The sequence below is a fragment of the Mucilaginibacter sp. PPCGB 2223 genome, from assembly GCF_001705515.1.
Lineage (GTDB): Bacteria > Bacteroidota > Bacteroidia > Sphingobacteriales > Sphingobacteriaceae > Mucilaginibacter.
Genome location: NZ_MDJS01000001.1, coordinates 2,175,119 through 2,199,291 on the forward strand (window position 1 = coordinate 2,175,119; position 24,173 = coordinate 2,199,291).

Below are 24,173 nucleotides of genomic sequence, written 5' to 3' on the forward strand. Positions count from 1 at the left end.
CTAAAAGGCGAAAGCACAAAGCTATCAACCTAATGTTATAAATAAAGACAATGACAGAAAGAACATACATCAAAATAGGCATAGCGGGGCCGGTAGGCTCGGGTAAAACGGCGTTAATTGAGCGCTTGTCGCGAAATATGGCAGGTAAATACAGCATCGGGGTGATCACCAATGATATTTATACTAAAGAGGATGCCGACTTTTTGACCAAAAACAGCCTGCTTCCGCCTGAGCGCATCATCGGCGTGGAAACAGGTGGCTGCCCGCATACCGCCATCCGCGAGGATGCCAGCATGAATTTGGAAGCTGTTGATGAAATGGCAGCACGTTTTCCCGATGTACAAATCGTCTTTATCGAAAGCGGAGGTGATAATTTATCGGCAACTTTTAGCCCGGACCTGGCCGACCTCACCGTTTTTGTGATCGACGTTGCCGAGGGTGATAAAATACCGCGCAAAGGCGGCCCCGGCATTACCCGCAGCGATCTGCTGGTGATCAACAAGATCGACCTGGCCCCTTACGTAAATGCCGATCTGGCTGTAATGGAACGCGATGCCAAACTGATGCGGAAAGGTGCGCCGTTTGTTTTTACCAACCTGATGAGTTTACAGGGGCTGGATACCGTTATCGGCTGGATAGAAAAATATGGTTTGATGAACACTGGTACCGAACCCGAACTGATACGATGATTGCCGACCTGCACATTGAAACTAAACTACGCGACGGCTGCACGCACCTTAAAAAAGTGTACGCAACGCCGCCATTTAAAATTGCCGATGTACGGGAGGATAAGCGCGATAAAACTTTGCAACTGATGATGATGAGTTCATCGCCGGGAATATTGGATGGTGATGAGTACCGCATCAAAATTGATCTGGAAGAAGGCTGTGCTTTGGATCTGCAAACGCAATCGTACCAGCGAATTTTTAATATGCAGGGCTGTGCTTTACAGCAGGTAGAAGTGCATACGTCAAAAGGCGTATCGTTTCAATATTTGCCACACCCGTCCGCCCCGCATGAAAAATCGGATTTTACTGCGAAAAACAAGATATACCTCGCCAATAACTGCCGTCTCATTTGGGGCGAGGTTTTAACCTGCGGCCGTAAGCTTAACGGCGAGGTTTTTTTATTTACCAAGTACCATAACCTAACGGAGATATTTTTGAACGGCAAACTCATCATTAAAGAAAACCTGCTGATGCAGCCTAAACAGATTGATGTAAGCTCCATTGGGCAGTTAGAGGGCTATACTCACCAGGCCAGTTTAATTTACCTGGATGAGAAAGCGGGTAATAGGCAACTTAAAGAAAACATCAACAGTTTCTTAGCTGATCAAACCAACATCCAATATGGCTTTACCGAAGCACCTAAAAACGGCATCATTATACGTATCCTTGGGCAAAAAGGCGAGCAACTGCACAGCTGCTTAAAAGCCATAGCAGGCCTTATCAACACCAAAAACATGGCCTATGCGTAATGAGTTATTGCTCCTGCTTTTTACCGCAGTTACCATCAGTTGTGTGCATACCTTTAGCGGGCCCGACCATTATTTGCCTTTTGTGGCTTTGTCACGGTCGAAGGGTTGGTCGAGGCCACGTACCATCATGTGGACGATGCTTTGCGGCATCGGCCACGTGGGCAGTTCGGTTTTGCTGGGATTGATCGGCATAGCGGTGGGTTTCTCCTTATCTAAACTAAGTTGGTTCGAGGGCATACGCGGCGGTTTTGCGGCCTGGGCACTGTTGCTTTTTGGCTTGGGTTACACCGTTTGGGGATTGTACCAGGCTAAACAAAACAAGGCGCACAAGCATTTTGATATTTACGACGATGGCTCGATGTATGTTTACGAGCATCAGCATGGCGAGGCCGTGGCACCTAAAGACCGGTACCCGGTAACGCCCTGGGTGATGTTCTTCATCTTCGCGATGGGGCCGAGCGAGCCGATGATACCGCTGCTTTCGTACCCTGCAGCGCAGCACTCGTGGATAGGCATTACTGCAATGATCACCGTTTATATCATCGCTACAGTTGCTACCATGGTGCTGATGGTGATCTTGGGCTTATATGGCATTGCTTTTTTTAGAACAAGCAAGATAGAGCGTTATGTACATGCTATCGGCGGCGCAGTTATACTGATCTGTGGCTGCGGCATGGTGTTTTTAGGATGGTAAAATATCCTTGTAACATTTACTACCCCTCCGTATCTAAATCCGCAAATTCACCCAATGAGCAATATCAGGAACTTTTTTTAAGATGACGGACTTTGAAGAAATATATTCAAAGCATTCGCCCCAGATATACCGGGTGTGTATGGGTTATTTTAATGATGCCGATCAGGCGAAGGACATTACCCAGGAAACCTTTATCTCGGTATGGAAAAACCTGGATACGTTTCGTAACCAGTCGCACATCAGCACCTGGATCTTCCGCATAGCAACTAACAATTGCCTGCGCGCTCTCGAAAAATCAAAACGGGTAGTCACCACTGAGCTACCGCTTAACCTGCCCGCAGTGCATGAAGAAACACAGGAAGAGAAGCTGGCATTTTTATACCAATGTATAAACGAACTGGAGGAAACCGAGCGGATCATTATTTCGCTGGTGCTTGAGGATCTGCCACAGGCTGAGATCGCCGAGATCGTAGGCCTTACCCCTGGCAATACCCGGGTTAAAATACACCGGATAAAAGAAAAATTGGCTATTAAATTTAAAACGAATGGACAATTTAGATGATTTAAAAGCCTTGTGGTTATCGGCCAATACCGATCCGCTGCCACAGCCGGCAGAGATGCTGCGCATGGTTAAAAAATTCCGTAACCAAAAGATACGCCGAAAGGTCATCATCATCGTGATAGCGCTGGCATGCTCATGTATCATGCTCTGGGGCATATTTTTTGATCATGCCACTATGGTAACTACGTACATCGGCGATGTACTGCTGATCATCTCATGCGTTATCCTTGCCGTAACTAATATACGATCGGTAAAAAGATTTTATGAGTTGAAAGATTGTACCAATAGCGAATTTGTTCAATTCATAGAGCGTACACGCCAAAATCAGATCTATTTCTACAAAAAAACACAAGTAATAGCTATGTCGGTCTCTTCGGTGGGGCTGATGCTATATTGGTACGAATTTGTGCATCACAACGCCACACTTACCATCATTATTTACAGCGCTACTGTTGTGTACCTTGCAGTGATGTGGTTCGTAGTTCGCCCGCGTGTATTTAAAAAGAACGCCCGTAAGCTGAACGAAATGCTCGAGCGGCTGGAAAAAATATCAAAACAGTTTTAACATGAATAACAGGAAATTCCCGATGCCCGAAAGGCTGCTGATTGCTATAGGTTTACTGATGGCCACCACCCCGCAATTGCTGAAACATTATCTGCACCTGCCCGATTTCGTTCTCGGTTTTATAGTGGGCATAGGGCTGGCTTTAGAGATCACGGCTTTTATCCGGTTAAAGCGAATTAAGTCTGCGCAGGCGAAATGTTAATCTCAACTTTTTAATCTTTTTGTCATTTCGAAAGAGCATGGGTGGGAATGTGCAACAGAGCGAAAGAGAAATCTTCTGCTACTTACGAAGTATACGAGCATAAAGCAGAAGACCTCTCACTATCGTTCGAGATGACAACGCGAAAAAAACGTTAATTACCCCCTCACCACCGTACCGGTAATATAACCGTAAGGCTCATCGGTAGCCACAAATATCTCATTCTTATTTTCCATACCAAACGGCTCCAGGTTGAACGGAATATGATGTTTATTCGGCATGATGAGGCTGATCTCTTTTACCTTGTCATACGCTTTTAGCACAGCCTCGCCCATAGCGTACAAGGTTTGTTGTACCGACAGGCTTTTGTGGAAAGCGAAGGTTTTTAATAAGGTTTCGCGGATGTCTTTAAAACTGTCGGTATAATCAATATTCGCATCGTTGTATTCCCACTCAGTTTCGCATTGTGTAGCCAGTATCCGGTCGGTGGTTTCTTTGAGGGAGGTATAAGGCTCCTTGATGTAACCCACAAAGCCCGAATCGGTAGTCTTTAGGATCAGTAAATCTTTAATACCTGATTTTACTTTGGTGCCGTTAATATTTTTCACCACTGTGGTTGTATGTTTCTCGTTACCGCTGCTGATGTAAGCGTGCGGATGTACCTTGCCACCAAATTGCATTTGCGTGTATAAATGCTCTTCAATATCGACTGTAGCTACAGATACCTGCGGGTTATGGGCAATGAAAAAGTTGGCCAGGTAAATGGCAAACTCTTCAATGCTGCCGGTAAAATGTTCTTTAGCTAAAATATATACGGTATTTTTTTGCGTGTCGGTAGCCAGTATCTTCGAGTTATCGCCAAGGGTATGCGCGGTTTCAAAATCGCCCTGAAGCGATACATTTACAGATATTTGCCTGAATTCGTGATAGTCCTGATGACGGATGATCTTTGACAGGTTGACCGCGTTTTTACCGTAAGCATTTTTGCCAAGTCTGATATTCATTATTTTTTGTTTTGATTATGCGTAAAGATTTACCAAATTAGAAAAATTCAACCATTTTTGCATTTAAAGATACTAAATTTAACAGAATTTTCAAAAATGAGCCAAATAGCTATAAAATCTACAGATATCATTACTCCGGAAGGTATAATGAAAGGCATCATTTTAATTGAAAATGGTTTGATCAAAAGCATCTTACCTTACGATGCGATGGTGGATACAGTAATTACCGATGTTGGTGATAGCGTAGTGATGGCGGGTGTGATAGACCCGCACGTGCACATTAACGAGCCCGGTCGTACCGATTGGGAAGGCTTTAACACAGCTACCCGCGCCGCTATTGCCGGGGGCTTAACCACTTTGGTGGATATGCCTTTAAACTCGGCCCCGGTTACCACCAGCGTTGCCGCTTTTGAAGAAAAGCTGGCAGCAGCAAAAAATCAGCTGCATACTAATGTCGGTTTTTGGGGTGGTATAATCCCCGGTAATACCGATGAAATAGAGCCGTTGATTAAAAAAGGCGTGTTGGGCTTTAAAGCTTTTTTAACCCATTCGGGGATTGATGATTTCCCGAATGCGACAGAGGCTGATCTGCGCAAAGGAATGCCCATTATAGCCAAACACAACCTGCCTTTGCTGGTGCATTGCGAGCTGACGGACGATTTTAAACCGGAGCAATGGGATGCGCAATCCTATCAAGATTATTTGTCATCGCGCCCAAAATACTGGGAAGATGATGCCATTAACCTGATGATCGCTCTTTGCGAAGAATATCGTTGCCGGGTGCACATCGTCCACCTGTCATCAGCAAACAGCATCGCGGCCATCGCGAAAGCAAAACAGAAAGGCTTGCCGCTTACTGTAGAAACCGGGCAGCATTACCTGTTTTTTAATGCCGAAGATATAGCCGACGGGCAAACGCAGTTTAAATGCGCACCGCCTGTCCGCGAAAAGCAAAATAACGACCAGCTTTGGCAGGCTTTAAAAGATGGCATCATCGATTTTGTGGCGACCGACCACTCGCCTGCTCCACCCGATCTGAAACAGATCGGCACCGGCGATTTTAAAAAAGCCTGGGGTGGCATCGCTTCGCTGCAATTTGCACTACCTGTGTTATGGACGGCTGCAAAACAACGTGGCTGTATCGCAAACGATATAGCCAAATGGCTTTCAGAAAATCCGGCGAAGCTCATCGGCAAACAAAAAAGCAAAGGCAAAATTGCTGTTGGCTATGATGCCGACCTGGTGATATGGAACCCGGAGCAAAGTTTCACTTTAACAGAAGATCAGATACAGCATAAACATAAGATTACGCCTTACCTGGGCCGCGAATTATACGGCGTAGTAAAACAAACCTGGCTGGGCGGCACTAAAGTTTTTGATAATGGTATATTTACACAACTGAACCTCGGCCAACCGATATTAAACCATGAGTAACTACCTGCAACGCGCCGAAAAAGTATTCGCGAGGATAAACGAGCTGGCTGCCATCAGCGAGCACGAAACGGGTATTACCCGTACTTTCGGTACACCCGAATTTTTACGGGGCAGTGCTTTGGTAGCCGGTTGGATGAAGGATGCAGGCTTACAGGTATATACCGATAACATCGGCAATGTGCGTGGCAAGCTATTCAGTAAAAAGCCCGGTGCTAAAACCTTCGTTATTGCATCACATATAGACACCGTTGTGAATGCCGGACGATTTGATGGTCCGCTTGGTGTTATTTTAGGATTGGATTTGTTAGAGCAGCTTATTGCCGATAAAACCGAACTGCCTTTCCACATCGAATTAATTGCTTTTAGCGATGAGGAAGGCGTACGTTTCCATACCACCTATTTAGGTAGTAAAGTTGTGGCGGGCTCATTTGATAAGAGCTTTTTTGATCGCACGGATAAAGCAGGCCATACCTTAAAACAAGTTGTTCAGAGTTTTGGTGGCGATGTTAATGCGCTTGCCGCGGATGATATCCCGGCCGATGAATGGCTTGGGTACTTTGAGGTGCACATTGAGCAGGGCCCGGTGCTATACGAAAACAAGATACCGGTTGCCGTGGTTACCGCTATTGCGGGACAAAAGCGAGTAGAGATAACTTTTACCGGAGTTGCCGGCCACGCCGGGACAGTGCCGATGGACATGCGCAACGATGCCCTGGCTTGCGCCGCTGAATTTGTGCTGGCTGTTGAAAGTTTTGGCATCGAAAATAAAGATAGGCTGGTCGCTACTGTGGGTAAACTTGATTTGACCGATCCGGCAAGCAATGTCATCCCCGGCAAGGTGGTTTGCAGTTTGGATATGCGCAGCCCGGACGAGCGTTACCTGGCTTTGGCTTACCAACAGATCAAAGATATCTGTACCAAAATATCCGGCAAACGAAAAATAGAATTGAACTGGAATTTAATACAGGAAACCAAGCCGGCGACCTGTGATGCTGATTTGAACGCTCTGCTGAAACAAGCGATCAGCAACTCGAATATCGATCTGGTTGAACTGGTAAGCGGCGCCGGGCACGATGCCGTGCCTATATCGCAGGTTGCACCAGCTACAATGCTTTTTGTGCGTTGTTTTAAAGGCATCAGCCATAACCCGCTCGAAAATGCCGAACTTGCAGATGTGGCGGCTGCTATACAGGTATCGGAAGAATTTATAAAAGAATTAATTAAGAAATACGAATAACATAAGATATAATGGAAATATCAGCATTAACACGGAGTGTAGTGAAACGTAACCACGCGGTAATAGCACCCGATGGTTACATCAACAGCAATGTGCCGGGTTGGACGAACTGCATCGTAAACGTGATCATTAACGAGCAAATGGGTGCAAACCTTTGCCAAACGCTCGTCACCGCGCAAAACGGCTGCGAGTTAAAAGGTGCAACCAAGGCATCACAAATATTTTTTTATGTGGTTGAGGGCAGCGCTACGGCAACAGCTGGCGGTAAAACCCAAAAGCTAACCAAAGGCCAGTTTGTATATGTGCCTGTCGAAACTGATTACCATTTTACCAATGTTGCCCAGGGCACACAGATACTCACCTTCCATAAGGTATATGAGCACCTGGAAGGTTATGATGTTCCGGGTGTAATATTTGATGACCAGGCCAATCACGAAGGTCCGATCTATATGGACGACGAGGCTTTGCGTATACAGGTGTTGCTACCTGCCGATCTGAATTTCGACATGGCTGTAAACATTTTCACTTACCAAACCGGCGGTAACCTGCCGATGGTGGAGACACATATTATGGAGCACGGCCTGTTGTACCTGCAGGGCCAGGGCATTTACATGCTCGACCATGAATGGTACCCGATAAAAAAGGGCGATTCCATTTGGATGGCGCCGTATTGCCAGCAATGGTTTACCGCTATGGGTAAAGAGCCTGCCGTGTATATTTATTATAAGAACGTAAACCGTTTCCCGACCACGATATGACCATTGCCGAATTTGACCATTTAAGCGAAGCCGAAAAGCGCGATGCCTTGTTCAGGTGCTGCGGGTCGACCACCTGGGTGAACAAAATGTTGGCAGTTCTGCCCGCCGAAGACCTGGTCGATCTGCTGCAGGATGCCGACGAGCAATGGCTGCAATGCGCCGAGCCCGATTGGCTGGAAGCATTTACGCACCATCCGAAAATTGGTGATAAAGGCTCACTAAAGGAAAAATTCGCGTCGACAGCGGCGTGGGCATCGGGCGAGCAATCGGGTGTGAACCAGGCCAGCGACGAGGTGATCGACGCCTTAGCTAAAGGTAACGACGACTATTTTAACAAGTTCGGGTTTATATTTATTGTCTGCGCTACGGGTAAATCGGCCCAGGAAATGCTGGCGTTGCTCAACGCGCGCCTGCCGAACGATCCCGAAAAGGAAATACGCATAGCCGCTGAGGAGCAGGCCAAAATAACCGCCATCCGCTTAAATAAATTATTCGCATGAGCCAGATCACCACACATATTTTAGATACTACGCTGGGCAAACCTGCGCAAGGCGTTACCATTACCTTGTTTAAACAAGATGGCGAAGACTGGCAAAAATTAGCCTCGAACCAAACCAATGCCGATGGCCGCATAGCTGACTTGCTCCACAAAGAAGATGTATTACCGGCCGGCAATTACAAAATGTATTTTGATACCGGAGCATACTTTACCACACTTGGTGTGGCAGCATTTTATCCTTTTGTGGAAATCGTATTTAACATTGCCGGCGACGGGCAACATTACCACGTACCTTTATTATTAAACCCTTTTGGGTATTCGACATACCGTGGCTCGTGACGGGCCAACCAACCATAACAATATGAAATTTAGTATCTCAGACACCGATAAAAACCAGTTACTCGATACGCTGAAAACAGCCAACATCGAATTCCAGAAAAAATACCCGGGCGATAAGCCCGACCGCCAGCCCGTACACACGGTATACGGCGGCGCCAATTTATTTAAGAGCGACACCACCGTACGTATGGGCGAAGTTGCCCTGCGTAACCTGCAAACCTACGCGCCCGATTTTGTTACCCTGGCCAAAGTTTTAAAACTGGATGGCTATGAGCATTTACCTCATCTGGAAAAAGACATTGAAAAGCTGACCAAAAAATTAGATGCGATGACCGAAGCCAAGCGCAAAGAAGAAAGCGCATGGCTGGCTTACTCGGTTTACAACAAGATCGTTAAGAAACTACAGACCGAGGCTGTTGAGGATTTCCGGATAGATTTTGAAGATGGCTTTGGCAACCGCCCTAACGACGAGGAAGATGCCACCGCTGTGAATGCCGCCAAAGAGTTGGCCCTGGGAATGAAAAACAAAACCATCTCCCCTTTCATCGGTATCCGCATCAAGCCTTTTACTGAAGACCTGAAAACCCGTGGCGTGCGCACCCTGGACATATTTTTGACAACTTTATTTGAAGAAACCGGCGGTAAACTACCCGATAACTTTGTGGTGATGCTGCCTAAAGTAACCATTCCCGAGCAGGTAGTAACGATGGTACGTTTGTTCGAGATCATCGAAAAGAAACATAATTTAGCGCCTGGTTATTTGAAAATGGAAACCATGGTTGAGGCTACACAGATCGTGATGGACGATGAAGGCCGCAACCCGTTATTCCGCATTATTAAAGCCAGTGAGGGCCGTTGCATTGCTGCCCACTTCGGCACGTATGATTACACTGCTTCTGCCGGCATCACCGCCAAATACCAAACTATGGCACATCCTGTTTGCGATTTCGCCCACCACATGACCAAGGTTGCCCTTGGCGGGACAGGCATCTTCCTTTCGGACGGTGCTACTAATGTGATCCCGATCGGCCCTCACCGCGGCGATAATCTAACGTACGACCAGTTGAAAGAGAACCGCGAGTCGGTACACCATGCCTGGCAGGTTGGTTACGGACATACCATGCACTCGCTCATCAACGGCATGTACCAGGGCTGGGATTTAAACCCTGCGCACCTGCCGATGCGGTATGCGGCCACATACAACTTCTTTTTAAGCAGTTACAGCGATGCCGTTTTCCGGTTAAAAACTTTTGTTGAGCGCGCAGCCATATCAACCCTTACCGGCGATATTTTTGACGATGCGGCAACCGGTCAGGGTTTATTGAACTTCTTTTTAAAAGCGATGAACTGCGGCGCCATTACCGAAGAAGAAGCTTTGGCGACAGGTTTAACTTTGGATGAAATAAGAAGCCGGTCGTTTTACAGGATTTTGGAAGGTAGGAGGAAGAAAAACTAATCCCCACTTGTCATTTCGACGAACAAGGTGACGGACTTGGACATCGACGTGAGGAGAAATCTTCTGCTTCATGCCACTCGGCTACCTGCAAAATTCACACACATGTCGCAGAAGATTTCTCGTCGCTGCGCTCTCTCGAAATGACATTTTTTTTGTTAAAAACATGCAACAAATAACAGCCCGACTCGTCGATATCAAAAACAAAAGCGTTTATCCGGCAAGGGTAAGCTTTGCCAACGGTAAAATAACAGACATCGATAAGGTTGATATTGACGACTCGTCGCTTCCATACATCCTTCCCGGTTTTATCGACGCGCACGTACACGTAGAGAGCTCGATGCTTGTACCGGCAGAATTTGCCCGGCTGGCGGTTGTGCACGGCACCGTGGGCACGGTAAACGACCCTCATGAAATTGCCAACGTTTGCGGTATGGCCGGTGTTGAGTTTATGATAGAGAATGGCAAAACCGTTCCGTTCAAATTTAACTTTGGTGCGCCGAGTTGTGTGCCGGCTACCGTTTTTGAAACTGCAGGCGCTACGCTTAACGCCGATGATGTAGATAAGCTTTTGCAGCGCGACGAGGTCAAATACCTTACAGAGATGATGAACTTCCCCGGAGTATTAAATAACGATCCGGAAGTTTTGGCTAAGATCGCATCGGCAAAAAAAGTAAGCAAACCTATTGATGGTCATGCTCCCGGCCTGCGCGGCGAAGCGGCCGGAATATATATTGCCGCTGGCATCAGCACTGATCATGAATGTTTTACCGCCGAAGAAGCTTTGGATAAACTGGGCTATGGCATGAAGATACTGATCCGCGAAGGCAGCGCCGCTAAAAATTTTGACGCTCTGGTGGGTTTGCTTCACGAACATTCAGATAACATGATGTTTTGCAGTGATGATAAACACCCTGATAGCTTAGCTGCCGGGCATATCAATGAGCTTTGCGCCCGTGCTGTAAATTATGGTATCGACGTTTTTAAAGTATTACAGGCCGCTTGTATAAACCCGGTTGAGCATTATAAATTAGATATTGGCTTGTTACAGGTTGGCGACTGTGCCGATTTTATTTTAGTTAGCGACCTTAAAAAATTCGAAGTAGCGCAAACCTATATCGATGGCGAACTGGTTGCCGAGAATGGCGTATCGAAGGTCAAAACCATGCCATCGAAGATTATCAATAATTTTACCTGCACCGAAAAAAAACCTCTCGATTTTGCATTTAAAGTTGCTTCTGATTTTAACGGATCGATGCCGGTGATGGAAGCTATCGACGGACAATTGATCACCAATAAACTGACGGTGAAAATGCTGCCTCAAGATGGTGAGATTAAAAGCGATCTCGAAAACGATATCCTGAAAATAGCCGTCGTTAACCGTTACCGGGATGCGCCTGTAGCGAAAGGGTTTATTAAGAATTTCGGCTTTACCGAGGGCGCTATCGCTTCATCCGTTGCGCATGACAGCCATAATATTGTGGTGGTTGGGGTTGATGACGAAAGTATTTGCCGGGCAGTTAATTTGGTTATTGCAGAACAAGGTGGAGTAAGCTGTGTACAGCCACGAGTTGTTGGTGACAACACCAACAGCGGCAACGAGATGGTGCTTGGCTTACCTGTAGCAGGTTTAATGAGCGATCAGGATGGGTACAAAGTTGCCGAAGCTTATACCGCTATCGATGCGATGGCCAAAAGCCTGGGCTCAAAGCTCTCCGCTCCTTTCATGACTTTATCATTCATGGCCCTGCTGGTTATCCCGCACCTCAAATTGAGTGACCTGGGATTGTTTGATGGGGATGAGTTTAGGATAATCGGTTAAAACTTCAAATGTTTAACCGTTAACCCGTTGTTGATCAGTTGCTTTAACGAGTCGATACCTACGCGTAAATGTGTTTCTACATATTTCTCGGTAACAGCAGAGTCGCTTTCGGCGGTCTTCACGCCCTCGGGTATCATGGGTTGATCAGACACCAAAAGCAAAGCTCCTGTCGGGATTTTATTAGCAAAGCCCGTCGTAAATATTGTTGCTGTTTCCATATCAATAGCCATGGCCCGCAAGGTTTTGAGGTATTTTTTAAACACCTTATCATGTTCCCAAACACGGCGGTTGGTAGTATAGCAGGTGCCCGTCCAGTAGTCGCGGTTATGTTCTCGGATCGTTGTCGAGATAGCTTTTTGCAGCGCAAATGCCGGGAGGGCAGGTACTTCGGCGGGCATATAATCATTAGAGGCGCCCTCACCGCGAATAGCCGCAATAGGTAATATCAAATCGCCTACGTTATTCTTCTTTTTTAAGCCGCCGCACTTTCCCAAAAATATTACGGCTTTCGGATGAATGGCAGTCAGCAGGTCCATCATGGTAGCCGCAAGCGCGCTGCCCATACCAAAATTGATGATCGTAATTCCGTTGGCAGTAACGCTTTGCATAGGTTTATCCAGGCCAATAATCGGTGCGTTATCATGCCACTCCGAAAACATCTGCAGGTATTTCGAAAAATTGGTAAGAATAATATACCCGGTAAAATCGGCCAGCGGCCGGCCGGTATAACGTGGCAGCCAGTTATCTACAATAGCTTCCTTGGTTTTTAAGCCGGGTTTTATCGGGCCTTTTACCTCGTTAAGTTTGGCACTGTCTTTTTCTTCGTTCATAGCAGTCGTCGCGGTCAGCTTAAAAATTAGGCTTGATCACGTATTTTTCGTAAAATTTAAAGATGTGGTCTGCAGCGTCTTCGGCGGTATCCACCATCACAAAAAGGTCGAGATCTTCCTCCTTGATATTAGCCGCCGTCAGCATGCTCGCCCGCACCCAGTCGAACAAGCCGCTCCAATATTCCGTACCTACCAGCACAATGGGGAAACGGGCTATTTTTCCGGTCTGGATCAGGGTGATCGCCTCAAAAAGCTCATCGAGGGTGCCAAATCCACCCGGCAGGATGATGAACCCCTGCGCGTACTTCATAAACATCACTTTACGCACAAAAAAGTATTTAAACTCCAATAGCTTGTCGCGATCGATGTATTTGTTTTCGAAAAGCTCAAACGGCAGTTCAATGTTCAGGCCTACAGATTTACCACCAGCCTCAAAGGCGCCTTTGTTGGCGGCTTCCATAATTCCCGGGCCTCCGCCAGAAATTACACCGTATCCGTTTTCGGAAAGCAGGCCTGCTATTTTTTGAGATAAGAGATAATATTTATGATCCTGTTTGGTACGCGCCGAACCGAAAATAGATACGCATGGCCCTATTTTGGCGAGCTTTTCAAACCCGTCGACAAACTCGGCCATGATCTTAAAAATATGCCACGAGTCGTTAACCTTGATCTCTTGCCAACTTTTATTCTCAAAAGCGCGCCGTATTTTATAATCTTTATCCATTGTTATGCCAGGTGACCTCAGACGATAGCTTAGGCTGCCATCTTAATGGTGTTAAGGTAATAAACCAGTATCGGCATATATTCGTCGTAGCTCAGGCTACCGCAATCCATCTGCTCGGAGCCTTTAAATATGATGTACACAATACGGCCTTCATTGTTAGCCTGCATGTGGAACTGCCAATCGTTCTGCGTCAAAAAAATGCTGAAGCCACCTGTCCAGGTGGTATTTAGCATGCGAGGTTGATATAGCCCTTTATTACTTAAATGATTTACCAGTTTCTCGGCGTTAATCTTTGCCAGGTCGTTAGGCTCCAGGTAACCTTCAAATGCATGTTTCATAGCTGTTTCTATCTCGGGGTGCATATGGCAGTATCAGTTTAGTTTGAAAATCATTTTGAGTTATTTTCGTCCCGTCTCACACACCGCCTGCACAAATTTTAGTAATTAACCAATTCTAAATTTAATAACTTAAAACATAAAATGCAATTATTTGATAATTTTTTTGCATTTTTTGTAGATTTTCCTTCTTAAAATACAAAAAGTGAGTGTAAAATCTTACATGTTACTCTTATTCCAGCCAAAATCTCATTCAAAATTGGCTTAAACAATCATTATTAACAGCTGTTGTAGTTAAGTGCGGTTGCCCCGTACGTTAGATAAGCTATGCTATGAGTCTTGAGAAATATGTTCAAAAGCGTGATTTTACCAAAACGTCTGAGCCAAAATCCGGGAAAAGTGCAGATACGGATGCTTTGCATTTCGTGATCCAAAAACATGATGCGTCGCACCTGCATTACGATTTCAGACTGGAGATGGATGGAGTACTAAAAAGCTGGGCCGTACCTAAAGGCCCGTCAACCGATCCTAAAACCAAACGCCTGGCCATGATGGTGGAGGATCACCCGTACAGTTACCGCGATTTTGAAGGCATTATCCCGCAGGGGCAGTATGGCGGCGGCACCGTTATCGTATGGGACGAAGGCACCTACGAGCCCATTGAGCATATCGAAGGCAAGAAAGCGCAGGAAAAACAACTGTTGAAGCAGTTGGAAGCCGGATCGCTAAAAATTGTATTGCATGGAAAAAAGCTGCATGGCGAATATGCTTTGGTAAAAACCCACGGTATGGGCGAAAATGGCTGGTTACTGATTAAACATAACGACGAGTTTGCCTCAACCGCTGATATCACTAAAAAAGACAAATCGGTACAATCCGGAAAAACCATCACCCAGGTTGAAAAAACAAGCGATAACATCTACGGGAAAACTAAACGCCCGGGCGAAAAAAAAAAGCATGAACCACCGGTTGAAGACCAGATAGCCGAAAGGGTTGAAGCTACAGCTGATAAAGGTTCGGTCGATGCTTTAAAAAAAGCACACAAATCGGCAATGCCAAAAAACATTAAACCGATGCTGGCAACATTGGTTGATGAACCTTTTGACGGCCCCGGCTGGTTGTACGAGGTAAAATGGGATGGCTACCGCTCCATAGCCTACATCAATAAAGGTGAAGTGGAACTGCAGTCGCGCAATAACAAGCCCTTTAACGATAAGTATTATCCGCTTTATAATATCCTCAAAAAATGGAAAATCAATGCTGTGTTGGATGGTGAGATCGTGGTTTTAAATAACAAAGGGCAATCCAACTTTGGTAGCCTGCAAAACTGGCGCAGCGAAGCCGACGGCGAACTGGTTTATTACGTGTTCGATATACTTTGGTACGATGGGAAAAACCTGATGAACCTGTCGTTTAGAGAGCGCCGTTCGGTTTTAAAAGAGGTTTTGCCTACCGACGACGACATGATACGTCTGAGCCGGATATTTAATGCCAGCGGGACAGAATTCTTTAAAGCTGCCGAGCGTATCGGGCTGGAAGGGATCATCGCCAAAAAGGCGGATAGCACCTACTCGCCCGATCTGCGGTCGAAAGAGTGGCTCAAGATCAAAGCACATAAACGGCAGGAAGTGGTGATTGGTGGTTTTACCAAAAACGAAGGTACAACTAAACAATTTAGTTCGTTATTATTAGGTGTTTACCAGGATGGAGTGCTGCAATATGCCGGCAAGGTAGGTACGGGCTTTAACGACAAGATGCAACAAGAAATGATGGCGCAGTTTAAACCGTTGATCACGGATAAGAGCCCGTTTGAAGGAGCCGTCGATGTCAACAAGCCATCGCGCTTTCGCCCTAACCCGCCAAAGGCGAAAGCTACCTGGCTAAAACCGCAACTGGTGGGCGAAATAACCTACGCCGAAGTCACCACCGACGGCGTATTCCGCCATCCATCTTTTCAGGGGATGCGCGATGATAAAAAGGCGAAGGATGTTATCCGAGAAAGCGAGGCGAGTACAAACGAAATTGTTAAAGAAGTGGAAAAGGAAGAAAAACAGCAGCTGATATCGGCGCCTAAAAGCACCGGCAAAAAAACCTTGCTCAACCCTGCCGAAGAAACACAGGTTAAAAAAATATGCGGTCATGATTTAAGATTCACACATCTGAGTAAGGTTTACTGGCCCGAAGATAAGGTGACCAAGCGCGATATGTTTAATTACTATTACCAGGTTGCCGAATATATTTTACCATATTTGAAGGACAGGCCGCAATCGCTCAACCGTTTCCCGAATGGCATACACGGGCCAAGCTTTTACCAAAAGGATGTAAAAGGTAAATCGCCCGACTGGGTAAAGACTTTTCCGTACACCACCAGCGAAGGCGAGCATAAAGAGTACCTGGTCGGTAATGATGAAGCTACTTTGCTGTGGATGGCATCATTAGGCTGTATCGAGATGAACCCCTGGTTTAGCCGGGTACAATCGCCCGACAACCCTGATTATTGCGTGATCGACCTTGATCCGGATAAAAATACCTTCAACCAGGTAGTCTCGGCTGCGCTGGAAGTAAAAAAGGTTTTAGATGCCATCGATGTACCGTCGTACCCAAAAACATCAGGGTCGACAGGGATGCATATTTATATCCCGCTTGCGGCGAAATATGACTACGATCAATCGCAAATGTTTGCCCGGCTCATCGTTAACCTCGTTCACAAACAAATACCGGACTATACAAGCCTGGAACGCATGGTAGCCAAGCGCGGTGGCAAAATGTACCTTGATTTTTTACAGAACCGGCCGGGGGCAACCATTGCAGGGCCATACTCGCTGCGGCCAAAGGTGGGAGCCACAGTATCGATGCCCTTGAGCTGGAACGAGGTAAAGCCGGGGCTGGCCATGAAAGATTTTAACATTTTTAACTCGGTAGACCGCTTAAAAGAAACCGGCGACCTGTTTAAGGGCACGTTCGGAAAAGGGATCGATTTAGAAAAATGTATTAAAAAAGCGCAAAGTGTATTTGGCTGATCAAGTGACGACGGTCATGTTCGGGATGCCAGGTTTTAATTTATCTTTACAGAACAATGAAACAGCCTCCTAAAAAAAGGTTCTGGAAGTTTTTGAGCTTACTCGGACCTGGTTTAACTACCGGCGCTGCCGATGACGACCCATCGGGCATAGCTACTTACTCGCAAACCGGGGCGCAGTTTGGTTACGGGCAGCTGTGGACGGCGCTTTACATGCTGCCGTTTATGGCGGCAGTACAGGAGGCCTGCGCACGTATCGGTTTGGTAACCGGCAAAGGCATAGCCGCCGTTGTTAAAGAGCATTACAGTAAACGTGTATTACACGCCGTGGTTAGCCTGGTAGTCATCGCCAACACCATAAATATTGGTGCAGATATTGGCGCTATGGCAGCTGCGGCACAACTATTGGTACCGCTCCCGCTTATCGTGTTAACCTTGTTTTTTACAGTTATCATTTTGGTGTTGGAGATATTCACCAATTATAAAGTTTACTCCAAAATACTAAAATGGCTCGCGCTTGCCCTGCTCGCTTATCCTATTACCGTGTTTATTGTGCACCAACCCTGGGGCACCGTGCTGAAAGCCACGGTTGTGCCGCATTTCGAGTTCAATTTTGCGTTCCTATTTATCATTACCGGCGTGTTGGGTACAACGATATCGCCCTATATGTTTTTTTGGGAAGCATCGCAGGAAGTGGAAGAAGAGAAAGAACGCGGTGTGGCCATAATTAACGGTAAACCCAAAATATCCCTACGATCTATCCGCCGCATGCGGGTTGACAATAATACGGGTATGATCATATCCGAGATCACCACCTGGTGTATTTTATTGGTGGCCGCTACGGTGTTGCATAACAACGGGGTAACCGATATTAAAACAGCGGCCGATGCAGCGAGGGCCCTCGAACCGCTGGTGCATTCGTTTCCTCATGCCGGTTTTTTGGCCAAGCTTATTTTCTCGATAGGTATCATCGGCCTGGGATTATTGGCCGTGCCCGTGCTATCCGGCTCGGCAGCCTATGCAGTTTCTGAGGCTTTCAATTGGGAATCGGGCTTAAATTTAAAGCTGCATAAGGCACATGGTTTCTACGGTATCATCACCATCTCCACTTTAATAGGTTTAACGATCAATTTCGTGGGTATCGATCCGGTTAAGGCGCTGGTTTATGCTGCTGTGCTGAATGGCGTTGCAGCAGTGCCATTGCTGTTTCTGATCGTTCGTATCGCTTCCAATAAAGATATTATGGGCGAGTTCAGCAGCGGCATACTCTCTAAAAGCTTATTGTGGTTCACCTTTGCAGCAATGGGCGCTGCGGCAATCGCGATGTTCTTTACACTCTAAAAATATCTTTCGAAAGTTAACCCGTAGGTAAACAGCAGATTCTCGCTCTGGGTGCGATTTTGCCGGTTATAGGTGAGGGCCGATGTTAGATTTAGCCATTTATTCAGCTTGAATGACACGTTCGTGGTCGATTTGATAATATAGTCTGCACCACTTTGAAACGAGTTCTGCAAAAAACTCCTGCTGTCTATCGCGAATTTATCAGCAATAGCAAACTTGAACGATAGCCTGAAAGAGTTACGATAAGTATGATATACATCGCGGTTATTATCGGGCAGCGTCAGATCGCTGCTATCATACAATATACCATCACTCAGATTTAAATAGGCATTTTTACGATCGATGATGCTGTAGGCTATCCCCGCCCCGGCGAGCAGTTCGTTATTTACTTTTAGCGAGTAGCTGGTATTGTAATTGGCCAGTCCCCAGTAAAAAAAGTGCGGGATAGTTTCGTAAATGTTTACCTCAAAAACCGACGAATAATCATTATTGGTTAGAGCCGAGTTCTGCTTGCCATAAACCCAGTTATTATCAAAGTTGAACCATACCTGTTTATTTTTGATGATGAATTTCAGGCCGTCGTTCATCAGGTAGGCAATGGCATCGTTGGTTTTATTGATCGAACCCGAAGTGGTTAGATTGGTGTAATAATGCGTACTATCGCTAAACTGTGCATGTGCCAGCTGAGCCAAAAACAGCATGACAAGCAATATTTTGTATTTCATGGTGCAAGTATAGGCAATGCCGCAAAAAACTGCTTAGTTATTTTGCACGCACCTGAAACCCAGGTTCTCCATACCGCTGTCTTCGGTAGTCTTCATACGGCGGGCTACGCGGAAGCCGGAGCAATAACTATCGTTACATAAAAAGGAGCCGCCGCGGGTTACACGTTTACGGGCATAAGGCTCATCGGGGTCGAAGCTTTTAGCCGGCCCTTGCGGGTTTTTTACGCCTTGCGGCGAATTGACCTGGCTGTAATATTCGTTGTTGTACAGATCAGCACACCACTCCCAAACGTTGCCGGCCATATCGTACAAGCCATAACCGTTTGCCGGGAACGAGGCTACAGGCGCGGCATAATAGAACTTATCCTGCAAAGTATTTTTGTCAGGGAAGCTGCCCTGCCAGATATTGGCTTTTTGCTTGCCCTGGTTCACAGGTTCGTTACCCCAGGGATAGATGTTATTTTGTAACCCGCCGCGCGCGGCCCACTCCCACTCTGCTTCGGTAGGCAGGCGTTTGCCCGCCCATTTACAATAAGCCTGTGCATCGTAAAAAGATACCTGAACAACGGGCGCTTTTTCTTTGCCTTTAAGATTACTGCCCGGCCCGTGCGGATGCTTCCAATCGGCACCTTTTTGCCAGCTCCACCACTGGCCTACATCATTCAGGTTTACCGGGTGATTGGGCGGAGTAAATACCAGCGATGCCGGTACCAGCAAACTTTCATCCGGTTTGGGAGTACCGGGCGGCAGTTGCTTTTTTAGCTCGTTCCAGTCGGGTTTTCGCTCGGCGGTGGTCACATAACCGGTAGCTTTTACAAAAGCAGCAAATTGTTCGTTGGTTACCTCGGTAGCATCCATCCAAAAGCCATCTACGGTAACTTTATGTTTGGGATATTCGTCATCAGCAGCTTGCTTGTTATCGGCGCCCATCATAAAGGTTCCGGTTTTGATCCAGACCATCCCTTTGTGCGATGAGTTTTTTGCCGGTGTTATCTCCGGGTTATTTACGGCAGTAGCTTTAAACCTTGACGGGATACCCGATTCGCAGCAAACCGCTTTTTTGAGCGGGTTATTTATTTTGACTGCCGGCACAATTACCTGCACGGGCTTTTGCTGCTTTTGCAAACATCCCCAAAAGAGAATAAGCAGACTAAGGGTACAGGCTATTGCTTTGCGCGATATCATTTTAACAGGTAATTGAAATGCGACGCAATATCAGCATTTTCAGCCAATATTCAGCTTCCTGGCTTTAGCCTCCAAACTGGCTACTTTTTGTTTATAAAAGAAACCGCGATAACGCTTAACCTCACGCAAAAGGGTTAATGCTTCTAAAATTATCGCCGATTCGGGCGATTTTGCCTGCGATGAAAGCTCTTCTTCAAACTCGTGATCTTTTGCGTTCTCCATATTAGCACATTTTGGGGATAACAAAAATATGCTAAATTATTTAGTAAATAAAAATTTATTTATAACTTTTTACCTCACTTAAATTTTGGCGGAACATAGTTTTTTACAGGGTTCACCACTATCCACGACTGCCCCTGCTCAGTTAAACAAGCCGAAAAGAATGCAGTGATCTCGCCTTTTTCGTTGGGATAGACAAATGGCCGCTCGCGCCGTTTAAAGGTTTGCGTAGTTCCGTCATCATACGTAACTGTTTTAGTGTAGACTGATTCTTTCGATACCGTTTTGTAATGGACACCGTCGACCGAATAATACTGCCCACCGTTTTTAGATATACCGGTAAGCTTGCCTGCAAAATCACTTAACAGAACATTATATTGATTTTGTGCCCACCAGATGGTTGGGTCTTCCAGCTGGCAGCTATCGGGCAATAAATTATTACCGCCATTTAACAACGTGTATTTGCCATCAAAAGCAGGGGCGGTATAAGCCTGAGCTACACGGATATTATTAATGGATTTTCGCCCGAAGACATAGATGCTGCCGTCGCTTTTTACCAGCGGCGCCGGGTTCGAAAAAGGCATGGCTTCGGCATCTATCCTATTCCATGGCCCGATAATGTTATCTGCCCAGGCATAACCGGTTTTATTGGCAGTGGAGATATAGTACAGTACATATTTATTACCCGCTTTAACTATTTTGGGATTATGCGCCCGCTCCTTATCCCATTGGCCGGGGCGTTTTTGGATCACTACTTCCTGGAAGGTATATGGCCCGTACAGGTTCTTCGAGGTGGCGCGTACAATTTCGGAGTAGGTCGTCCAGCCGCCGAGGCCGTATTGCTCGGGCCAGCGTGAGGCAAACAGGTGATAAGTATCGCCCACTTTGATCACCGAAGGGCACCACAAAATGTAACCTTCCATTTTAAAGCCGGCGCTTTTGATAGCCGGTTGTATGGCATCTTTTAAAGTTTGCGCACGGGCACTGACGAATATCAAACTTAGTACGCTTTGCAGTAACAGGATACGAAATATCTTCATCCCGCAATTAAGGCATAAAAACAGCAGCAATATTCAACAGGATTGGCTAAGGGTTAAGCTGTATTGGAGTATTCCGGCTATGCTCGAAAAGCCAATGGCGTGGTGGCCGTTTGCTTTTTGAAATAATTGGAGAAATGTGCCACATCATCAAAACCAAGTGTGTAGGCAATTTCGGCTACAGTCAATTTGGTTTGCTTAAGCAGGATCTTAGCTTCCTGAATGATCCTTTTGCTGATGATCTCGGTAGTGGTATTGCCGGTTACTTCTTTCAGCACTTTGTTGAGGTGATTAACGTGCACTGCAAGCCGGTCGGCATAATCGTTGGCCGAACGCAGCGACAGGCGTTGATGAGCCGATTCGAGCGGGAACTGCCTTTCCAGCAATTCGATAAATAAGGAAGATATGCGCTGCGAAGCATTTTGCGTTGTGCTCAGGGCCGACATGGGCTGTAATTTTTGCCCGTAGTGGATCAATTCCATCACCAGGTTGCGCAGCAGATCGTACTTGTATTTGTAATCGGCGGTAAGCTCGCGGTGCATCTTCCTAAAGATATATTCCATCTCGGCAACCTCCTGGTCCGAAAGCTCAAAGACCGGGACCTGCCCGGGCTGGAATATCGGTAACTCATCTAAAGTTACACCCGATTTACCTGAAGCGAGGAAATCGGGTGTAAAAATGCAAAACATACCAGTTTGGTCATCATCAAGGGCTACCCAGTTGTAAGGTATTTTGGGCGTTCCGAATATCAGGGCATTTTGCTCGATATCGATCACTTTATCAGCATACTCCGCCCTGCTCCTCCCCCTGATCCAGCTTATTTTATAATAAGCCCGCCGGTTATATACCATGGTTCGTTCCTCTGCCTTTCTAGCAAACAGCTTTTCGGTTTCAAAAACGTTAAAGTGCCCAATTTCTTTGGCGATACCCTGCGGAAGCTGCGCACCGCTGTCCTGGTAAAATTCTTCGAGTGTGGTTGGGTTAGGCATTGTTTGTTTGTTTGTAAAATTCAAAGTTAGGTATTTGAGCCGCCTAAAGCAAAGGCTTATGTCTTCGCATGGAAATGCATATCAGGAGGCTCCCCTGGAGCCTCCTGATATGCATTTAGTTTTTAAAACGTGCTCGTGAATTACAACAGCATCCCGCCTGATACCTCAATACGCTGACCATTTACCCAACGTGCATCTTCGGTGCATAAAAAGGCAACCACGCCGCCGACGTCTTCGGCTACGCCGGGCCTGCCCAGTGCTGTAAACGAGCTTACACGCTTTTGCATTTCTTCGTTCGACCGTAATTGACCGCCGCCAAAATCCGTCATGATAGCGCCGGGAGCAACGGTATTGGCCCTGATGCCGCGTGGGCCGTATTCGGCAGCAATGTAACGGGTAAACACTTCGATGGCACCCTTCATTGCCGCATAAGCCGATGACCTTGGCATAGATACCCGGGCCAGGCCGCTGGATATATTAATTACACCACCGCCATCGTTCATCATCAGCAGCATTTTTTGTGTTAAAAAGTAAACGCCTTTAAAGTGGATGTTTAACAGTTCGTCGAAAATTTCTTCGGTTACTTCTTCGATTAATTTATAGGCGCCGGTACCTGCATTATTGATCAGGAAGTCGATATGATCTGTCCCGAATTTTGAGCTTAATGTGTCTTTCAATTGGCTGTCGAACGTATCAAAACTTTTGATATTGCCTGTATTCAATTGCAAGGCCGCGGCTTTTTGGCCGCCCTGTTCAATTTGTTCAACAACTTTCTGCGCATCATCTGCTTTACTGTGATAAGTTAAAACAACATCGATACCTTTTTCAGCAAGGCGCAGAGCCATGTCTTTACCCAGGCCGCGGCTGCCGCCGGTTACCAGGGCTATTTTATTTTTCTTTTCCATCTTCTGCTTTTATTTTATTGATACAAAGATGGTGCAGAAAATGCGGCGACTGTTTGTAGCAATCAATCCATTATTTGCGAAATTCAAACAATCGTATCAGATCTTCCTACCCCATCAATTCCTTCATCAGCTTTTCAAAGGCTTCTTTCAGTTCGGCCAGTTCGGTTTCCACTTTAGTTAAGCGGCCTTCCAGTTCGCCAACCGGACGGCGGGCAGGTTCTTCGGCTTGGTCATCTTCGGTAAAATCGAAAGTACCGCCCAGCAAATGCATATAACGAACTTCTTTTTGGCCGGGACGGCGCGGCAACTGCTGCACAAAAGGCATTTCTTCGGATGAGATACGCTCCAAAACCTGCTGCACTTCTTCGAGTGACTCAAACTCCCACAACCGACCTGAGTTGGTATTCAGTTCGCCAGGCGTTTGCGGGCCGCGTAGTATCAATAAACAAATAATGGCCACCTCGGCAGGTACAACCGGGAATACAATGGCGAAGTTGTGCTTATATTTCGTAGCGCGGCTGGAGCCGCCGGTTGCCGTCGAGATCAAGCCGCGCTTTTTTAAACTATCTAAAGCTAAAACCACAGTTTCCTCATCATAATCAACCACAGGGCGGCGCGATGTTTTTTGATTACAGGCGGTGGTGAGGCCGTTCAAAGTCATGGGATAATAGTCGGGAGTGGTTTTGCTTTTCTCCATCAGGGCGCCTAATACGCGCAGTTCGGTATCGTCTAAAACAGGCAGGGTGATCGGTGTATCCATGTTGATAATTAGTAACGCAAGATGTAAATTTCAGAACAATTTTTTATTAAAAATAAGGTTA

General features: G+C 46.3%; 26 protein-coding genes. 15 read left to right on the plus strand and 11 right to left on the minus strand.

Annotated features, from left to right (window positions below; genetic code table 11):
* Positions 1-50 precede the first annotated feature (50 nt).
* From ureG to BEL04_RS09400, 6 genes are all read left to right on the plus strand, one after another.
* Positions 51-689 (plus strand): urease accessory protein UreG, encoded by a 639-nt coding sequence (gene ureG / locus BEL04_RS09375; protein ID WP_066002653.1) that lies wholly within the window; start codon positions 51-53, stop codon positions 687-689.
* On the plus strand, positions 686-1,477 hold the full coding sequence (locus tag BEL04_RS09380; RefSeq protein WP_066002654.1) for an urease accessory protein UreD: 792 nt from the start codon (positions 686-688) through the stop codon (positions 1,475-1,477). Before ureG ends, BEL04_RS09380 begins: the two co-directional genes overlap by 4 nt.
* Positions 1,470-2,171, plus strand: coding sequence for a hypothetical protein (locus BEL04_RS09385; protein ID WP_066002656.1), 702 nt, complete (start codon positions 1,470-1,472; stop codon positions 2,169-2,171). The genes BEL04_RS09380 and BEL04_RS09385 overlap by 8 nt, the downstream gene beginning before the upstream one ends.
* A gap of 82 nt (positions 2,172-2,253) precedes the next feature.
* Complete coding sequence (locus BEL04_RS09390; protein WP_066002658.1) at positions 2,254-2,733, plus strand: RNA polymerase sigma factor; 480 nt, start codon at positions 2,254-2,256, stop codon at positions 2,731-2,733.
* The gene (locus BEL04_RS09395; RefSeq protein WP_066002660.1) at positions 2,717-3,298 is read left to right on the plus strand and encodes a hypothetical protein; all 582 of its coding nucleotides are present in this window, start codon (positions 2,717-2,719) and stop codon (positions 3,296-3,298) included. The genes BEL04_RS09390 and BEL04_RS09395 overlap by 17 nt, the downstream gene beginning before the upstream one ends.
* 1 nt (position 3,299) lies before the next feature.
* Positions 3,300-3,500, plus strand: coding sequence for a hypothetical protein (locus BEL04_RS09400; protein WP_066002662.1), 201 nt, complete (start codon positions 3,300-3,302; stop codon positions 3,498-3,500).
* A 155-nt stretch (positions 3,501-3,655) separates the two neighbouring features.
* Here BEL04_RS09400 and pucL read toward each other — a convergent pair whose 3' ends face one another.
* Complete coding sequence (pucL, locus tag BEL04_RS09405; protein WP_066002663.1) at positions 3,656-4,501, minus strand: factor-independent urate hydroxylase; 846 nt, start codon at positions 4,499-4,501, stop codon at positions 3,656-3,658.
* Positions 4,502-4,597: 96 nt separating this feature from the next.
* Between pucL and allB the strand changes: the two genes are divergently transcribed.
* The 7 genes from allB to ade all read left to right on the plus strand — a co-directional run bounded on the left by allB (position 4,598) and on the right by ade (position 12,043).
* Positions 4,598-5,935, plus strand: a complete 1,338-nt coding sequence (gene allB / locus BEL04_RS09410) for an allantoinase AllB (protein ID WP_066002664.1) — start codon at positions 4,598-4,600, stop codon at positions 5,933-5,935.
* Positions 5,928-7,172: an allantoate amidohydrolase gene (locus BEL04_RS09415; RefSeq protein ID WP_066002665.1), complete on the plus strand. Its 1,245-nt coding sequence runs from the start codon at positions 5,928-5,930 to the stop codon at positions 7,170-7,172. Before allB ends, BEL04_RS09415 begins: the two co-directional genes overlap by 8 nt.
* Positions 7,173-7,183: 11 nt before the next feature.
* Positions 7,184-7,930 carry a (S)-ureidoglycine aminohydrolase gene (gene allE / locus BEL04_RS09420; RefSeq protein WP_066002667.1) on the plus strand — a complete coding sequence of 249 codons (747 nt, stop codon included), beginning with the start codon at positions 7,184-7,186 and terminating at the stop codon, positions 7,928-7,930.
* Positions 7,927-8,430: a 2-oxo-4-hydroxy-4-carboxy-5-ureidoimidazoline decarboxylase gene (gene uraD / locus BEL04_RS09425; protein WP_066002670.1), complete on the plus strand. Its 504-nt coding sequence runs from the start codon at positions 7,927-7,929 to the stop codon at positions 8,428-8,430. The genes allE and uraD overlap by 4 nt, the downstream gene beginning before the upstream one ends.
* A complete protein-coding gene (uraH, locus tag BEL04_RS09430) occupies positions 8,427-8,768 on the plus strand; it encodes a hydroxyisourate hydrolase (RefSeq protein ID WP_066002672.1) in 342 nt (113 codons plus the stop codon). Before uraD ends, uraH begins: the two co-directional genes overlap by 4 nt.
* 22 nt (positions 8,769-8,790) lie before the next feature.
* Positions 8,791-10,224, plus strand: a complete 1,434-nt coding sequence (locus BEL04_RS09435) for a phosphoenolpyruvate kinase (protein ID WP_066003609.1) — start codon at positions 8,791-8,793, stop codon at positions 10,222-10,224.
* A 163-nt stretch (positions 10,225-10,387) separates the two neighbouring features.
* A complete protein-coding gene (ade, locus tag BEL04_RS09440; protein ID WP_066002674.1) occupies positions 10,388-12,043 on the plus strand; it encodes an adenine deaminase in 1,656 nt (551 codons plus the stop codon).
* Here ade and BEL04_RS09445 read toward each other — a convergent pair.
* Genes BEL04_RS09445 through BEL04_RS09455 form a run of 3 tightly spaced genes read right to left on the minus strand, consistent with a single transcriptional unit; the run spans position 12,040 to position 13,935 of the window.
* Complete coding sequence (locus BEL04_RS09445) at positions 12,040-12,873, minus strand: AMP nucleosidase (protein WP_066002675.1); 834 nt, start codon at positions 12,871-12,873, stop codon at positions 12,040-12,042. The genes ade and BEL04_RS09445 overlap by 4 nt on opposite strands.
* Before the next feature lie 19 nt (positions 12,874-12,892).
* Entirely contained in the window at positions 12,893-13,597 is a 705-nt protein-coding gene (locus tag BEL04_RS09450) for a TIGR00730 family Rossman fold protein (protein ID WP_066002676.1), read from the minus strand.
* A 29-nt stretch (positions 13,598-13,626) separates the two neighbouring features.
* Entirely contained in the window at positions 13,627-13,935 is a 309-nt protein-coding gene (locus BEL04_RS09455; RefSeq protein WP_175404038.1) for a hypothetical protein, read from the minus strand.
* 329 nt (positions 13,936-14,264) lie between these two features.
* On the opposite strand from BEL04_RS09455, the gene ligD reads away from it, so the two are divergent.
* Both ligD and BEL04_RS09465 read left to right on the plus strand, forming a co-directional pair.
* On the plus strand, positions 14,265-16,952 hold the full coding sequence (gene ligD, locus BEL04_RS09460) for a DNA ligase D (RefSeq protein WP_066002680.1): 2,688 nt from the start codon (positions 14,265-14,267) through the stop codon (positions 16,950-16,952).
* A gap of 56 nt (positions 16,953-17,008) precedes the next feature.
* Complete coding sequence (locus BEL04_RS09465) at positions 17,009-18,292, plus strand: NRAMP family divalent metal transporter (RefSeq protein ID WP_066002682.1); 1,284 nt, start codon at positions 17,009-17,011, stop codon at positions 18,290-18,292.
* On the opposite strand, the gene BEL04_RS09470 is transcribed toward BEL04_RS09465, so the two are convergent.
* The 7 genes from BEL04_RS09470 to BEL04_RS09500 form a co-directional block, all read right to left on the minus strand.
* Entirely contained in the window at positions 18,289-19,017 is a 729-nt protein-coding gene (locus tag BEL04_RS09470; RefSeq protein ID WP_066002684.1) for a DUF481 domain-containing protein, read from the minus strand. The two genes, BEL04_RS09465 and BEL04_RS09470, sit on opposite strands and share 4 nt — an antisense overlap.
* A gap of 33 nt (positions 19,018-19,050) precedes the next feature.
* Entirely contained in the window at positions 19,051-20,202 is a 1,152-nt protein-coding gene (locus BEL04_RS09475; RefSeq protein ID WP_083227838.1) for a formylglycine-generating enzyme family protein, read from the minus strand.
* A gap of 39 nt (positions 20,203-20,241) precedes the next feature.
* Positions 20,242-20,424: a hypothetical protein gene (locus tag BEL04_RS09480; RefSeq protein ID WP_066002687.1), complete on the minus strand. Its 183-nt coding sequence runs from the start codon at positions 20,422-20,424 to the stop codon at positions 20,242-20,244.
* A gap of 74 nt (positions 20,425-20,498) precedes the next feature.
* Positions 20,499-21,461 (minus strand): glycoside hydrolase family protein, encoded by a 963-nt coding sequence (locus BEL04_RS09485; protein WP_066002689.1) that lies wholly within the window; start codon positions 21,459-21,461, stop codon positions 20,499-20,501.
* A 77-nt stretch (positions 21,462-21,538) separates the two neighbouring features.
* Positions 21,539-22,447, minus strand: a complete 909-nt coding sequence (locus BEL04_RS09490; RefSeq protein ID WP_066002691.1) for an AraC family transcriptional regulator — start codon at positions 22,445-22,447, stop codon at positions 21,539-21,541.
* Between the two features lie 140 nt (positions 22,448-22,587).
* Positions 22,588-23,352 carry an SDR family NAD(P)-dependent oxidoreductase gene (locus BEL04_RS09495; RefSeq protein ID WP_066002693.1) on the minus strand — a complete coding sequence of 255 codons (765 nt, stop codon included), beginning with the start codon at positions 23,350-23,352 and terminating at the stop codon, positions 22,588-22,590.
* 106 nt (positions 23,353-23,458) lie between these two features.
* Positions 23,459-24,112, minus strand: coding sequence for a YceH family protein (locus BEL04_RS09500; RefSeq protein ID WP_066002695.1), 654 nt, complete (start codon positions 24,110-24,112; stop codon positions 23,459-23,461).
* Between the last annotated feature and the right edge of the window lie 61 nt (positions 24,113-24,173).